This window comes from Bacteroidota bacterium (assembly GCA_016722375.1).
In the GTDB taxonomy this organism is placed as follows: Bacteria; Bacteroidota; Bacteroidia; order Chitinophagales; family LD1; genus Bog-950.
Map to the genome: position 1 here is coordinate 386,722 of JADKJG010000001.1, position 16,002 is coordinate 402,723.

Sequence of the window (16,002 nt, forward strand, 5' to 3'; positions counted from 1 at the left end):
ACAAAACGGGGGGTTTGTCTATTGGGTTGAACGCCTGAGCGATGAATTTGAGCAGGACTTCGTTTTCTTTGTCCCGTATGAATCCTTACCGAACCATTGTCACTCCGCCACGAGCCCCATTTTCGCTCAATCACCAAGATAGAATCGTCAGCATCGGATCTTGCTTTTCTGAAAACATTGGCAAAAAGCTAAATGACCATAAATTCAGGATAAACGTCAACCCCTTTGGACAGCAATACAATCCCTATTCTGTAGCTATAGCGCTCCAACGGCTTCTACAGCCAGTTCCTTATACCGAAAGCGATTTGGTCTATCATAATGAACTCTTTCATTCTTTCGATCATCACGGAGATTTTTCCATGCCTACGGCGGAACTCACTTTAAAAGGGATCAATCAAAACCTGACTCAGGCTTCGGAAGATTTAAAAAGGGCCACCAAACTTTTTCTCACTTTCGGTACTTCTCATGTTTTCCGATTGAGAGAAACCGGAAAGATTGTTTCTAATTGCCACAAACTATCCGGCAGCCATTTCGAGCGTGGTTTATTGAAGCCTGAAGAGATAGTTGAAAATTTGGAGCATGCGCTACAAAAACTCATCAAGATCAATTCTGAGATTCAGGTGATATTTACCGTCAGTCCGGTTCGATATTTCGCCTTTGGGCATCATGAAAATTCAGTGAGCAAAGCGCATCTTTTCACAGCCATACATGCTTTGCAACAAACACATCCAAAGCACTTTTATTTTCCAGCTTATGAACTGGTGATGGATGATCTGCGTGACTATCGTTTTTTTTCGGAAGACATGCTGCATCCCAATTATGAAGCTACTAATTATGTGTGGCAGGCTCTATGCAACACGTTTATGGATAAGGATTGTCTCCAATTACTTAAAAGCATAGGCGAAATACTACAAGCTGCGCGTCATCGGCCACGCCATTCTCAATCATTAGCCCATCAAAAATTTGTTAGTCAAACTATCAAGAAGTTAGAGGTCTTGGAAAATATCCATTCACTCGATTTCACCGCTGAACGGCAATTGTTGTTGGCTAATCAGAAATAATGAGATAACTATAGTCGGACGAGCCTTCGCGAAACGGCACCTTGAGGTGAGTTAATCCGAACGAGATATACTCCTTTCTGGAGAGGAGCAATAAATTCTGATTCGGCGGTTTGTATTTGGTACGCAGCAATCTGTCTGCCCAAATTATCAAAGACTTCTATCAAACTGCCAACCAAACGATGGTCCACAGATAACTGAACAAAAACACCGGAAACCGGATTGGGAAAAATGCGAAGATCCGATTCTTCTGCTCGCTGATCGTTGGTACTAGTAAAGTACACCGGAGCTGAGGTAGCGACGCATCCGTTCGTGTCTTTCACTTCCAGCCAGTAATAACCAGGACTCTTTACTTCCAGCTCATTGGAATTCGCGCCGTTGATAATCACTCCATCGAGATACCATTGATAATTACTCCGCATCACGGTATATATTTTGTTTCCGTCTACAGAAACCGACATTGCCGGTGGGGGAATGACTGTTATATTAAGATGATTGGAAGTAGCCGAACATCCGTAATGGTCTGTAGCTGTTACCTGATAATTTCCTGCCATACCCGACTGGATGCACACATTGGTCCCTCCATTGCTCCAACGATACGAATCATATCCTGATGTGGCACATATCAGGGCAGTGTCATTGGCACAGATGGATTTATTCTCTGTACGGATTTCTACCGGTACCGGTACTGCGTTGATCAAAGAAACGCTGACCACCGACGAAAGCCCGGTAGCATCTTGAACCGTAACAGAATAATTTCCAGCACATAAGCCATTTACCACACTTCCCGAATGGTTACCCGGCTGCCAGGTATATTGATAGGGAGCGAGACCATTGGAAACGCTGACCTGAGCACGGCCTTCGCAGGGATTATTACAAGGAATTTTATCTACGGTAACAGTAACATTCAGTTTTACTTTGACACCGAAATAAGAAGTAATAAAGTTTGGAAGTCCAAGTTGGGTATAAGAACTACCGCTCCAAGTAAAACCTTTCGCTTGATAGCTACAGGCAGTCCCCGGCACATCGGGCTGTTGAATCACATTCAACCAATGTTGCGGATAAGACGTAATATATATCTTCCCATCTACCGCCAACTGCATGCCACAATTATCATAAGTCATACCCCGGGCTATAGTGGTACGCGAAGCAATGACCGCTACAGAACTCCCCGCCATTAAATCATATTGAAACAGATGCGAAGAATCCATATAGTTCATTTCGCTGGCATAAAGCAAGCGACTGTTCGGTGAAAATTCAACTCCGTAAGGGCCGTGTTCATTATAGGTATTATCAGTTATAAACTGAGCAGGAACACCAGTTTGATTATTAAAGTTCAGAATGTCTAGCCATCCGCCCACACCCCAAACCGCCACTGCCAGTTTAGTTCCATCCGGGGAAGCTTTCATATATCCATAAGACTGATTGGCATGACCATTGGAAAATGCATGCACTGCACCAACGTTTGTCACCACCGGATTAAGTTGAATACCAGAAGCTGTTACCAAATAAGCATAAAAGGAACTGCTGTTCCATCGGTGACTGATGAGCCAGATATCGCGACCATTGGCATGACGGGTAGCTGTCAGTTTTTCACAGGAAGGAGAATAGAGTAGTACATTTTTATCGGTTACCGCTCCCATACCTCCATCCTGAGTCATGTCCACGGTTGAGTAGTTCAGACCATTAGCCCCTCCGTCAGCGTCAGTGGTAAATATATAATAAAGCCCATTGGATCCAGGCTGAGGAACAATGAGTGCCGATTGGGTACTCGAAAAGTTACCCTTCAAGCCTGTGCCGTTCATCATGACTTGGTGTTGGCGGTTTCGGACAGTCACTCCATCTGTATAAAATAGGAGTTGGCCAGCGGCATCTGAAATACTGGCAAGCCCTTCGTTTTGGTTCATTACTGCACCCGGCACCGCCACCGGAGCGCCGCTATTCCACGACACACCGACATTATATCCCAAAACCCAGTTGTTAGCTTCTTTCTGCGAAAAGGCGAAAGGAGAGAAAAGTATTAAGCCCGAAACCAGTAAAATTGCTTTCATTCCATTAGGCTTCTGTAAATATACTATTTCCCTTTCGGATGGCCCCGAATTATTCCAAGAGAACAGGATGTTGTTTAAACCTTCAACAACCTTTCCGGATTGGTCTCGGTGGATTTTGGGACTTCGGTTTTGGAGATATCCTTATATCCGCCATCTACCTCGGTAAAATTGCGGTAGCCGCGTGCCTGCAAAATACTAGCGGCTATCATGCTACGATAGCCTCCTTGACAATGCAGAAAAAAGTGTTGTTTGGGGTTAATATCCTTTATCCATTGGTTGATGGAAGCAAGCGGTTTGCTGTAAGCGTCTTTCACATGTCCGCCCATGTATTCAGATTCTTTGCGCACATCATGAACTACATCGGTGGCTAAATTTAGTTTGCCTGCAAATTCTTGGGTAGAGATACGATTTACCGTGTCCACCTCTTTGCCCGCAGCCTGCCATGTTTCAAAGCCACCTTTCAAATGACCAATCACATGGTCAAAACCAACGCGGCTGAGGCGGGTGACCGTTTCTTCTTCTCGGCCTTCTTGTGCCACAAGCAAAATGGGTTGTTTCACATCTACAATCATGGCGCCTACCCAAGGAGCAAAGTCATCGTCAATACCAATGTTGATAGATTGAGGAATGAAGCCTTTCCAGAAAACCTTTGCCGAACGGGCATCGAGAATCAAAGCGCCGGTTTCTTCAGCCGCAACTTCAAATTCATCGGCGCTCAAGGTTCTCATTCCCTTGTTTAATACCGTCTCAAAACTTTCGTAGCCCTTTTTGTTCATAGCTACGTTCATGCTAAAATATCCCGGAGGCGGGGTAAGCCCTTCGGTCACCGCTTTTATAAACGCCTCTTTGTTTGGTTGGTTCAGGGCATAGTTCATTTTCTTCTGACTGCCGAGTGTATCCACTGTTTCCTTCATCATATTTTTGCCACAGGCACTTCCTGCACCGTGGGCGGGATAAACAATCACTTCATCACCCAAAGGCATTATTTTGTTCATCAGGCTTTCGTAGAGCATACCGGCTAGGTCTTCTTGCGTCATGTGTGCGGCCTTTTGCGCCAGATCAGGGCGACCTACGTCACCAAGAAACAAGGTGTCGCCAGAGAAAATTGCATGGTCTTTTCCGTTTTCATCAGTTAACAGATAGGTACTGCTCTCTAAGGTATGGCCGGGGGTGTGTAATACTCTAATTTTCACCTTGCCAATTTCAAATATTTGCCCGTCGGTAGCCACTATGCTTTCAAATTCAGGTTCCGCAGTAGGTCCGTAAACAATGGGCGCACCGGTTTTCTTGCTCAGGTCCAAATGGCCGGAAACAAAATCAGCGTGAAAGTGTGTCTCAAAAATATATTTGAGACGAGCACCATCTTTTTCCAACCGCTCTAAATAAGGTTTGACTTCCCGAAGCGGGTCAATAATGGCAGCCTCGCCATTGCTGGTTATGTAATAAGCTCCTTGAGCCAAGCATCCGGTATAAATCTGTTCTATTTTCATAAGTTGCTTTTTAATTTCTAGTTAAACTTGTTCGTGAAGATACATATTGAATGGATCATTATTCGTGACTTTTATCACCAATTATTTTGGAATCATCCAACCGATGAAAACCATTCTTTGAGAATGATATAAACACCCATAACCAAGATGAACCACCCAAAGCCTTTTTTCAATTTCAGTCCGTCCACCTTTTTGCTTAATGCATCGCCGACGATAATTCCCAGCACAGCGATAGCAGTGATAGAAAGTAATAAAACCCAGTCCATCGAACGATGCGCCAAATCGCCGGTGAATCCTATAAGCGAATTGGCGGCAATAATTGCCAGCGAAGTGCCTATCGCTTCTTTCATAGGCAGTCTAATCAAGATTACCAATGCGGGAATAATTAAAAACCCCCCTCCCACTCCCACCGAACCGGTTACCGTTCCTACCATTATTCCGTCGAGCGCTACCAACCAAAAATTTCTTGGCGGAACTTCGGGTAAAGTATCGCCACCGCTCAACACCTTTTTATTTCGAATCATGCTGAATGATGCTGCCACCATCAAAATAGCCAGAAATACCATAATCAAGATATTCTTGGTCAGCACCCAATCACCCACCTGAAATATTATGGTGGGAATCATAGGAACCAAAAACGCACGAGCCGTGAATACGGCAACTATGGAAGGAATGCCAAACATAGCAGCCGTTTTAAGGTTGACCAATCCTTGTCTGTACTTGGGGATAGCGCCTACCAATGCCGTAGTTCCGACAATAAAAAGTGAGTAACCGGTAGCCACCACAGGCTCCACGCCAAATAAATAGACAAGCACCGGTACGGTGAGGATAGAACCACCACCGCCAATCAAACCCAGTGAAATACCAATGGCCGCAGCAGCGAGATAAGATAAGGCAAGCATCATCATGCGCAATTTATTAATCTTAACGTAATAATGATACAGAGGGAATAAGAAAGGGAGCAACCGGAGTTGATTTCTTTCAAGAATTTCAACGGGCAAAAGCTACAGCGCCGCTATTGCTTCGCAAGGAGCAGATAATCAACAGACCAGACTTTGGTGGGATGTAAATTGAATATCCATTCATCCTAAATAAAAAAAACCGTTCCTGATTGCTCAGGAGCGGTTTTTTATTTTGGCTTATACCGGTTGTTGAGAAAGTAGTTTTTACAGAGCTTTGGTGGCCACTTCTTTCATCTCTTCCTGCGTCAAGAGCTTTTCCATCTTCTCCCAAAGCTGATCATCTTCGGCTATCTTGCACATCTCTTCATATTCCAGCGCAATGTGTTTTGCCCGGTTCTTCTGTTTGTTGTTCAGCATGAAATGGGGCAGATAGGTTCGCATGGTCGTAATCCCTGTTTTTGCATTCATGGCACCAACCCCTACACCTTCTTTAAAAACATAGTTGACGATCAACGCGCCGGACTTGTCCACCTCTGTCACTCCGGCTTTGTTCTCCCAATTATTTTTGAAAAAACGCGCCACCACTTGATTAGGACTTATATGCTCCAATTCTTCCCGCTCCCGATACCGGGAAAAGAAATGCGCATTATATCTCAGCATCAGCATCGCGTCCGTCTGTGCGAAGCCGCCTATTTGATAAGCAATCTTGCCACTGCGGTCTTCAGATTCTATATAATAACTAAGGCCTATGCTCTCCGTCGTTAACCGGCTGATGATATTCCATTCGTTATGCAATTTGGTTTTGTATCTCGTTTTCAAGGTCTGGCGCTTCAGGCGGTTGCGCATCATTTCCATCCTTTTCAAATTCGAGAAGCATAAAGATTTGCGCAGAACACTGCCAAAATCTCTTTCCATTTGTTCAAAAATCTCTTCGGGTGACATAGTTGGTACTATCATGGTTTTTTGGTTTAGGTTAGATAAAACATCTTCCTACTTGTACGGAACATGAAATCAAAGGTTTCATCTATGCAGCAGAAAGTTTTGTTTCGGCAATGCCTAATAATCAAGGAGAATCAATAAAACAGGAGAAGAAGATAAACTTCGTTGGAACGGAAATAGCCAGATTCTAATCGGCAACGAATATCTTCCACCATAAACTACCTATCTTCATCCATAAAAAATATGAAGCCTGTCGAAAAGCAGTGATTTCTTACGAAAAACAGTGAAAAGACCATATAAAACACTGTATCTCCCGATAAATCATATCTAAAGTTGGCAAAAAAGTAGGTGTATCCAAAGAAATTCCATGTTATAAATACAAGTTATTGTGTAATAAATTGAATTTATTACACAATATTTCAGATTTATTAGTCCATAGACTTAATTTATTACACCATGTTTTTGGGTTATTACCTAATTAATTAGAATCATACTGTAATAATTTAGATTTATAAGACCATAGTTATTATTTATTAAGTAATAAATTTGGTTTAATAACTAATAAATTAGACTTATTGTATTATTTTTGTCCCATCCTAGATGCTTTCAGGAAGAATGTACCTACTTTTTCACCAAAATAAAACCGTATGAGCCAGGTAGTATTAGAACTGTTGAACACCAAACCTATTGAGAAGCACACCTTAGCTACTCACATCCTGAAGTCTATGGCTGGTAACCTGGATTATCCATTTCCGAATCCAACGTTAGTAGAGTTGCAGGCCGGTGCTGATAACTTGAAAAAGGAAATACTGGCAGTAGCCAAAGCTAAAGCAGCTTTGAAAATGGCTGTAGATAGGCAGAAGAAAGCATCAGATGATTTGGTGCTGTTGTTGCAGCGCGAGTCTTGGTATGTAGAGAGTGCCAGCGGAGGCGATAAGGATAAAATTATCGGGGCAGGTATGAAATCGAAGAGAGATAAATCATACATGCAGCGCCCACCTATGGTGCAGAACTATCGGGCTTCGGCCAACCGCAAACCGGGTGAAATCATGCTGCGTTGGAAGCGGATGTTGAAGAGTTTGAATATTCAGTTCTATCAATTCCGCTACAAACTAGACAAAGTAGAAGGCGGCGAATGGACGACTTATGATGATATGACAACGAAGTCGAAGTTGCTGTTCATCTCACCGGTACCGGGCAGAAAAATATGGATACAAGTGCGCGCCAAAAACAGCGCAGGCTTCGGCCCTTGGAGTAATCCGATTGGAATTATTTCGTACGAGGAGGATTGATGAATGAACCTTCGGGAAATTCGAGCAGACGATGTTTTGTTTGAGTTATAACCCTGCGGCTAGCCGCCTCATAGTGAATCGCGGAGCTATAACTCCGCCATAATGGCTTTAGCCGTGACTATTAAAACTTTCAGGGCTAAAGTCCTCTGCTCTGATCTCTATCGTAAGGCTGACTCCAAAAATAATTTTCACGAAAAATTACTTTTGATGTCCATTAGAAAACAGGAGCAAGATGAAAACAATCAATGATTATAATTTTTCGGGCAAAAGGGCACTGGTGCGCGTAGATTTTAATGTGCCGCTTGATAAACAGTTCAACGTGACAGACGACAGCCGCATCCGCGGAGCGCTGCCGACGATTCGGAAAATATTGAAGGACGGTGGCTCGGTAGTGTTGATGAGCCATTTGGGCCGACCGCTGAAGAAGTTGAAGGAGGACGGCACGGTAGATTTTAAAAAGTTTACGCTGCGACATATCGTCAAAACCTTATCGGATCAACTGGGGGTGGAAGTGAAGTTTGCGGAAGATTGTGTGAGCGATGCAGCCTTTGCGCAATCGGCGAGTTTAAAAGCCGGTGAAGTTTTGCTACTAGAAAATCTTCGTTTTTATAAGGAGGAAGAGAAAGGCGATGCGGCATTCGCCGAGAAACTTTCAAAACACGGCGACGTGTATGTGAATGATGCCTTCGGCACGGCGCACCGGGCACATGCCTCGACGACTATTGTTGCCAATAGCTTCGATACATCGAACAAGATGTTTGGTTTGTTGATGGCAGATGAAATTGCAAATGCTGAAAAGGTGTTGAAGAAAGCCGAGTCGCCTTTCACAGCTATTCTGGGCGGAGCAAAAGTTTCGGACAAAATTTTGATTATAGAAAACCTGTTGAACAAAGCCAACAACATCATCATAGGCGGAGGCATGGCCTATACATTCTTCAAAGCGATGGGCGGCAAAATTGGAAATTCATTGGTGGAGGAAGATAAACTGCCACTGGCTTTGGACTTGATTGAAAAAGCAAAGAAGAAAGGCGTAGAACTTTTATTGCCAATTGACAGCGTGATTGCCGATAAGTTTGATGCTGAGGCGAATACGAAGTCCTCTCCTTCCAACAATATTCCGGACGGATGGATGGGCTTGGATATTGACCACAACGCAATTTATGATTTCACGCAGGTGATTCTTTCTTCCAAAACCATTTTGTGGAACGGGCCGATGGGTGTTTTTGAAATGGATAAATTTCAGAACGGCACCAAGTCTATTGCTATGGCCGTTGCACAGGCTACGGAGCAAGGCGCCTTCAGTTTGGTAGGCGGCGGCGATTCGGTGGCAGCAATCAACAAATTCAAATTGGCAGATAAAGTGAGCTATGTCTCCACCGGCGGCGGCGCTATGCTGGAATTCTTTGAAGGCAAAGAGTTGCCGGGTATTAAAGCGATTGGGGGATAAAATTCTAAGGACTGAAAAACAATCCCTTGGATTTATGATTCCGGCTTGATGGTTTGGTTAAACCATAAGGGGAAAAGTCTTTCGTCTAACCTTTCCCCTCTGGGTTTATTTAGCTGCGCTACGCTTTGGCTTTTTCGCCTCTTCAACATTTAAGGGATTGATAAACACCAAGCCCTCGCCGAAGGATTCTATCTTGATCACTCCCTGCTTTTCAATTTCGCCGGAAAGAATCTTCTTAGATAGCTCGTTAACGATTTCTTTTTGAATCACCCGCTTCAGCGGGCGAGCACCGTATTGCGGATCGAAACCCACCTCGCCGAGATAATCTAATGCGGCGTCGGTGATTTCTAAACTCACATCCTTTTTCGCCAACAACTCTTTCAACTGTTGCAATTGTAGGGAAACGATTTCTCGAATCTGTCTTTTAAGCAAAGGATGGAACATGACAATCTCATCTATCCGGTTCAGAAATTCAGGACGAATCGTGCTTCTTAACCGGACCATCACTTCCGCCTTTGTTTTCTCCGTCACCTCGGCTTCATTCTCTTCTGTCACCTTTTCAAAGTTTGCCTGAATAATATCGCTGCCCATGTTGGAAGTCATAATTATCAGCGTGTTCTTGAAGTTGACGGTTCTACCTTTGTTATCGGTCAGGCGGCCATCATCCAACACCTGCAAAAGAATATTGAACACATCGGGATGTGCTTTCTCAATTTCATCAAACAGGATGACACTATATGGCTTCCGACGAACGGCCTCGGTCAGTTGTCCGCCCTCCTCATAACCCACATATCCCGGAGGCGAACCTACGAGTCGACTGACGCTGTGTTTTTCCTGAAACTCGCTCATATCAATCCGCACCATTAAATGTTCATCGTTGAACAATACCTCGCTCAAGGCTTTGCTGAGTTCGGTTTTTCCCACACCGGTGGTGCCAAGAAATAGGAAAGAGCCAATGGGCCTCCTCTCATCTTGTAACCCGGCGCGGCTCCGACGAATAGCATCGGCCACCGCAGTGATAGCTTCGTCTTGACCTTTCACCCGTTCGCGCAGCCGCTCTTCCAGGTGGATGAGTTTTTCTCTCTCACCTTCTAACATGCGGGTGACGGGTATGCCTGTCCATTTGGCGACAATAGAAGCAATATCTTCAGACGTCACCTCTTCCTGCAACATTCTTTTATCGCTTGAAATTTTTGCCAATTCTTCATCCAACTTTTTGATCGCATCCTCGGTGGACTTGATTTTTCCGTAGCGGATCTCCGCTACCTTGCCATAGTCTCCTTCGCGTTCAAAACGTTCAGCCTCCAGACGGAAGTTTTCAATTTCGCGTTTGCGAGCAGTGATTTTATCTACGATATCTTTTTCGGTTTGCCATTTAGCTTTAAACTGACCGCGCTCTTCTTTCAGGTTGGAAAGTTCTTCATTCAGCTCGTCCAGTTTCTTCTTGTCATTTTCGCGCTTGATGGCTTCCATTTCAATCTCAATCTGCATGATGCGTCTTTCGATTTCATCCAGTTCTTCGGGCACAGAGTCCATTTCGAGGCGGAGCTTTGCGGCAGCTTCATCAATCAGGTCAATAGCTTTGTCGGGCAAAAAGCGTTCGGTGATGTACCGATCGCTCAAAGTCACGGCGCTGATAATGGCATCGTCCTTAATTTTGACCTTGTGGTAGTTTTCATAACGTTCCTTCAAGCCTCGAAGAATAGAGATAGCATCTTCAATACTCGGCTCGTCTATCATTACCTTTTGAAAACGGCGTTCGAGCGCCTTGTCCTTTTCAAAATACTTCTGGTATTCATTCAAAGTGGTAGCTCCAACAGCACGCAACTCACCACGAGCCAGCTCCGGTTTGATGATATTGGCGGCATCCATCGCCCCTTCGGTAGCACCAGCACCAATCAGCGTATGAATTTCATCAATAAACAAAATGACTCTCCCGGCAGATTCCTTCACCTCTTTCACCACACCTTTCAGCCGCTCTTCAAAATCTCCGCGATATTTGGCCCCGGCCATCAGCGCCCCCATATCTAAGGCATAGATCACCTTGCTCTTTAAATTCTCGGGCACATCACCACGCACAATGCGATGGGCAATGCCTTCGGCAATGGCTGTTTTACCCACGCCCGGCTCACCTACTAATAAAGGATTGTTCTTCGTTTTCCGCGAAAGGATATGCATCACGCGACGAATCTCTTCGTCTCTGCCAATGACAGGATCCAGTTTACCACTTTTAGCTTGTGCATTTAGGTTAATGGCAAATTTTTCGAGTGAGTTATATTTGGCATCGGCACCTTGTTCCGTTACCTTGGAACCGCGCCTTAACTCTAAAATAGCCTTGCGCAGCTTACTTTCTTCCAATCCATTCTCTTTTAAAATCCGAGTGCTGTCATCGCCGATAGCGAGCAAGGTAAGTAGCAGTATATCCACTCCTACGTAAGTGTCATCAAATTCTTTGATGAGTTTGTTAGCTTGTAAAATCATTTTTGCGAAACCGGGCGAAGGAGCAATGTCCGCGCTTTGCCCGCTTACTTTAGGAAGCGTTTTTATTTTTTCTTGCACCTTCCCCAGAAGGATATTCCGATTAACCCCGACTTTTTCCAATAGAAAAGGCAAGGCATCTTGGTCAACGTCAAGCATGGCTTTGAGCATGTGGATAGTTTCCATCTGCGGATTACCATTATTGAAAGACTCCTGCTGAGCAGCGCTCAGGGCTTCGAGTGCTTTGGTTGTGAAATTATTTGCGTTCATAGTGCTATACTTAGAATTTAGTAAATAGTAGTTAGAAGAATATGGCGGCAACTCAGCAAAAAAGTTTCCAACGTATATATAGGTACATTTTGTCAGGTAAATACCTGAATTCAATGACAAAAAGTACAAAAAAGAAGGAGGAGAGCGGAAATTATTTCCGATTGGGCCAATAGATTCCTAAAACTAGCGAAGCCGAAGGAGCTTCCAGATTTCTGATAAGTACTTCACGCTGAGGAAGGGGTAGTTTGATGTTGTTTTTCTTCAGTTAAAAGAATTATCCGCCTTTATAATCGCAATATAGGTATTAGGACAAGGCCTAAAACAAAAAAAGCCCATGCTTTCGCATGGGCCTTGACACACTAACAATTGCCTACTATGAGGCTAAGGAGAGAAAGTTACTAACTTGAAATCTAGAAGGAGAAATATTTTATCCCCTCCTATTTATCCGCTCTCTTTGGCGGCTTCTTTCTCATCAAGTCAAATATCGTTATGCTTTTTTGAAATAATTTGCGATGCCATCGCCCTCATCATCTCTTTGCACAGCAAATGTAAAACTTTTCTCTGAACCTGTATATTATTTATGAACAATTTCAACTCACCACCTGTAATCGGGTCAAGGTTAGTAATCCTCATTCTTATTCTCCAGTCGTTCAATTCCTTGATCTTGCCTTTTCCCTTTATCCCAAAAAGCTCCCAAACGCAGTTTAAAACCAACATTAATAAGCCTTCCTTCTAAGGGAGCATATATTTCTGCAAAACGAGGATGGGAATAATCGGGGTTTGCAAACACCACAGGGCCATAGGACGTCTGCCGAATGTTGAGGATGTTTTCAAAGTTGGCAAACAGAATCAAAAACTTGAAGGCATATTGAGTATTGATTCCCACCTCCCAAATACCTCGTCCCACGCCTCCATTTGCTAACTTTACCGGACTATAATAGTAACAGTCCAACCCAATGTAGAAACGATGTACTTCATAGCCCGCTAAAAAGGAAATAATATGTTTAGAGGTAAGAGGATTAATACTTCGAACCTTCTGTATGTTGCGGTGATTATCCGTCAGAGTATAAATTACTGAAGCACTCACACCTTTATAGCCCACTTCCAAACCGGTCTCTACTCCAATCGTTTCCACAAACCCCTTACCGTTATCATAACTGATGCCCAAACAATCTCCTGACAGACAAGTGGAACTCGTCGCGGTGTCTCCCAGTAACGGACGAAAAATATGCGTAAAGAAATATAGCTGATGTATAGAAACTCTCCACCCGTTAGAAAACGGTACTTTAATCTTTAAATCTACGGTACCGCCAATCGAAAGTTCAGGCTTTACTGCTGCACCTATTCTCGATATGTTTTTAAACCAGACCGCCTCCGTTTCATCCTGAAATATCGTCGGCAATTTATAACCCATTCCAAAATTCAGGCGCGTACTAAAACTGCGATTCCAATGGCGAAGCAGAGCAAGGTGAGGCAGCGCATAAAATCTATACCGGTTATTATAATCAAACCGCAAGCCTGCCTCCAGGGTAGTCTTTACATTAAAATGATACAGATACTGCCCAAACACCCCACCGGTCAGATATTGATAATCATTCTTTATGACGGTAGAATCTTTTTCTTCCACAAACTTATCCGTTCTAAAATCCACTCCCAACACCACATCATGTTTTCCCGAATGGAATCGGTAATTGATTTCTGTGGCAGAGGCCAACTGCCTGCCGCTAAACAAAAACCCTGGCACCTCCACCGAGCGTCGAAATAAATGTATCGAGTTCTTCACCGTCAACACTCCCTGCTTTTCAAAGTCATACTCAAAGCGGGTGGTAGTCGAGAGGCGCGAAGACCGGTTCTCTTCCAAAAAATGATTCAAAGAATCACTTATGCCTTGCAAAGCCGCCATACTTCCGCCCAAGCGGCTTTCATCCGTATAACTCACTCCGACATTTAGGCGGGCATGCGGCGAAAGATCAAAATATAATTGTGGCGAAAAGCTATAGCGCTTCAATCGAGGTGTTTCACTGAATCCCCACCCACTCCAGTCCTTTTCCTTTTGATAACGATAAGCACCCGTCAGCGAAAACCCAAACCATTTAAACTTTTGCGAAGCATACAAGCCCCCGTCAAAAGCAAAAGCAGATTCACCATTAAAAAGCAAATCATACACCGGTTCTTCCGAAGGTGTCTTAGAAATAAGATTGATCACCCCAGCCATCGCATCTCCGCCATAAAGAGTGGAGGAAGGCCCTTTAATAATCTCAACCTGTTTTAAATCTAAAGGAGGAATTTGCGTGATGCCCAGCACATTTGAAAAGCCCGCAAACAGCGGAAACCCATCTTTCAATATCTGCACATAACGACCCCTCAAGCCCTGAAGCCGGATATTCATAGCACCGTTTGTAGCCGAAGTGCGCTGCACCTGAACGCCCGGCTGTTCGCGAAGCAAATGCGACACGTCAGACGGCTTATCATGCGACCGCTCTTCTACTTCTTCTTCATCAATCACTTCTACTCGAGTAGGAATCAATTCTGCCCTCTGATAATTACGGGTAGAAGACACAATCACTTCATCCATCTCCACCCCCGCTGCCTGCATGTAAATCTTTACAACGCCCGTATCATAAGAAAGAGGAAAGATCCATTGCATTTTTCTCTTTCAAATCCCAAATAAGAAAAGATAACGCTCTGCTCGCCGCTCGGAACGTTCTCCAACTCCACTTGACCAAGAGAATCAGAAAACGTAGAAAGGTTTGTACCCACCACCTGAACACTCACACCCGAAAGAACCTCCGAATCGTCTCCGCCCTCCATCACCACTGCCCGCAAAGGATACTGAGCAAAAACCAATAACGGTAATAGATAAAAAAGAAGAAGAGAGGTTAGGGGCTTCAACATGCAAGAACTAAGATGAAATAAAGGTCAGAACTTCGTGTGCCAGTAAAAATTCTTTTATGCACAGTTATACCTTAACGGTTTATTTAACCTGCAAACTCGCCCAAACCTTCGCGCACCAACACCGGCTCCTTGCCCGTATAATCTATGATAGTAGAAGGAATATTCCCGCCCGTGCCACCGTCTATCACAATGTCCACCTGCTTTTCATAAATCTCATAAATATCGTTCGGGTCGGTGATATATTCCAACACCGTATCTTCATTCTTGATCGAAGCCGAAAGAATCGGCGCGCCCAGCGCATCCACAATCGCCCGCGCAATCGCATTATCCGGCACCCTGATACCAATCGTCTTTTTATTATAGCCGTAAATCTTCGACAAGTTATTGTTACCGTTCAGAATAAACGTATAAGGCCCCGGCAGCGAACGCTTCATCATCTTATAAACCGGCGTAGCCACATTCATCGTAAAATCAGTGATATGGCTCAGGTCATAACACACAATTGAAAAGTTCGCTTTGTTCGACTTAATATTTTTCAACCGACACACCTTTTCATACGCATCCCGATGCGTCAAATCGCAGCCCAGCGTATAAACCGTATCCGTAGGATAAATAATCACCCCACCGTTCTTCAAACAGTTCACCACCTGAAAAATACGCCGATCATCTATATTATCCGGATTGATATGTATCAACATCACCTATAATTTTTCAGGTTCATAAGCCACAATCTTCTCGCGCAAAAAATCAGGCATCGCCATAGACTCTTGCCGCGCATAATCAAACATCACCAACGTCGTCGAACCGGTCGTGGCCAACTTTTCCCGGCCCTTCATCTCCGTCGTCATCAAATAATTCAACTCAAAACTCTTCGTGCCGATCTTGCCCGTCCTCAAATAAATAAACGTACGATTCGGATACACCACCGGTCTCAAAAAATCAATATGCGCATTCGCCAAAATCACCCCCGTCTCCTTCCAATTCCACTCACAACTCTCCTGAAAATAATGAATCCGCGCCTGCTCAAAATAAGTCAGATACACCGCATTATTCACATGCCCCAACTCATCCATATCGCTCCAACGCATCTCCAACGGCATCCGAAACCGAAACTTCTTCCTTTCATCCTCTAACAAAATCATAAGCAAATATGAACTGCGAAAATAGCGCGAATTTCATA

At 44.1% G+C, this 16,002-nt stretch carries 12 protein-coding genes; 3 read left to right on the top strand and 9 right to left on the bottom strand.

What is annotated here, in order from left to right:
- Window positions 1–77 precede the first annotated feature (77 nt).
- The gene (locus IPP77_01765; GenBank protein ID MBL0308446.1) at window positions 78–1,061 is read left to right on the top strand and encodes a GSCFA domain-containing protein; all 984 of its coding nucleotides are present in this window, start codon (window positions 78–80) and stop codon (window positions 1,059–1,061) included.
- A gap of 8 nt (window positions 1,062–1,069) precedes the next feature.
- Here IPP77_01765 and IPP77_01770 read toward each other — a convergent pair whose 3' ends face one another.
- From IPP77_01770 to IPP77_01785, 4 genes are all read right to left on the bottom strand, one after another.
- Complete coding sequence (locus IPP77_01770; GenBank protein MBL0308447.1) at window positions 1,070–3,109, bottom strand: T9SS type A sorting domain-containing protein; 2,040 nt, start codon at window positions 3,107–3,109, stop codon at window positions 1,070–1,072.
- Window positions 3,110–3,183: 74 nt separating this feature from the next.
- Window positions 3,184–4,599: an MBL fold metallo-hydrolase gene (locus IPP77_01775; protein MBL0308448.1), complete on the bottom strand. Its 1,416-nt coding sequence runs from the start codon at window positions 4,597–4,599 to the stop codon at window positions 3,184–3,186.
- A gap of 92 nt (window positions 4,600–4,691) precedes the next feature.
- A complete protein-coding gene (locus tag IPP77_01780; protein ID MBL0308449.1) occupies window positions 4,692–5,501 on the bottom strand; it encodes a sulfite exporter TauE/SafE family protein in 810 nt (269 codons plus the stop codon).
- 264 nt (window positions 5,502–5,765) lie between these two features.
- Window positions 5,766–6,458, bottom strand: coding sequence for a hypothetical protein (locus IPP77_01785; GenBank protein ID MBL0308450.1), 693 nt, complete (start codon window positions 6,456–6,458; stop codon window positions 5,766–5,768).
- 629 nt (window positions 6,459–7,087) lie between these two features.
- Between IPP77_01785 and IPP77_01790 the strand changes: the two genes are divergently transcribed.
- Both IPP77_01790 and IPP77_01795 read left to right on the top strand, forming a co-directional pair.
- The gene (locus IPP77_01790) at window positions 7,088–7,732 is read left to right on the top strand and encodes a fibronectin type III domain-containing protein (protein ID MBL0308451.1); all 645 of its coding nucleotides are present in this window, start codon (window positions 7,088–7,090) and stop codon (window positions 7,730–7,732) included.
- A gap of 232 nt (window positions 7,733–7,964) precedes the next feature.
- Complete coding sequence (locus IPP77_01795) at window positions 7,965–9,179, top strand: phosphoglycerate kinase (protein MBL0308452.1); 1,215 nt, start codon at window positions 7,965–7,967, stop codon at window positions 9,177–9,179.
- A gap of 105 nt (window positions 9,180–9,284) precedes the next feature.
- Here the strand turns inward: IPP77_01795 and clpB are convergent, their stop codons facing one another.
- The 5 genes from clpB to IPP77_01820 form a co-directional block, all read right to left on the bottom strand.
- A complete protein-coding gene (gene clpB, locus IPP77_01800) occupies window positions 9,285–11,927 on the bottom strand; it encodes an ATP-dependent chaperone ClpB (protein MBL0308453.1) in 2,643 nt (880 codons plus the stop codon).
- Window positions 11,928–12,546: 619 nt separating this feature from the next.
- On the bottom strand, window positions 12,547–14,574 hold the full coding sequence (locus tag IPP77_01805) for a TonB-dependent receptor (GenBank protein MBL0308454.1): 2,028 nt from the start codon (window positions 14,572–14,574) through the stop codon (window positions 12,547–12,549).
- On the bottom strand, window positions 14,532–14,822 hold the full coding sequence (locus IPP77_01810; protein MBL0308455.1) for a carboxypeptidase-like regulatory domain-containing protein: 291 nt from the start codon (window positions 14,820–14,822) through the stop codon (window positions 14,532–14,534). The genes IPP77_01805 and IPP77_01810 overlap by 43 nt, the downstream gene beginning before the upstream one ends.
- 83 nt (window positions 14,823–14,905) lie before the next feature.
- Window positions 14,906–15,520 (bottom strand): threonylcarbamoyl-AMP synthase, encoded by a 615-nt coding sequence (locus IPP77_01815; GenBank protein ID MBL0308456.1) that lies wholly within the window; start codon window positions 15,518–15,520, stop codon window positions 14,906–14,908.
- 3 nt (window positions 15,521–15,523) lie between these two features.
- Entirely contained in the window at window positions 15,524–15,964 is a 441-nt protein-coding gene (locus tag IPP77_01820) for an acyl-CoA thioesterase (protein ID MBL0308457.1), read from the bottom strand.
- Window positions 15,965–16,002: the final 38 nt, after the last annotated feature.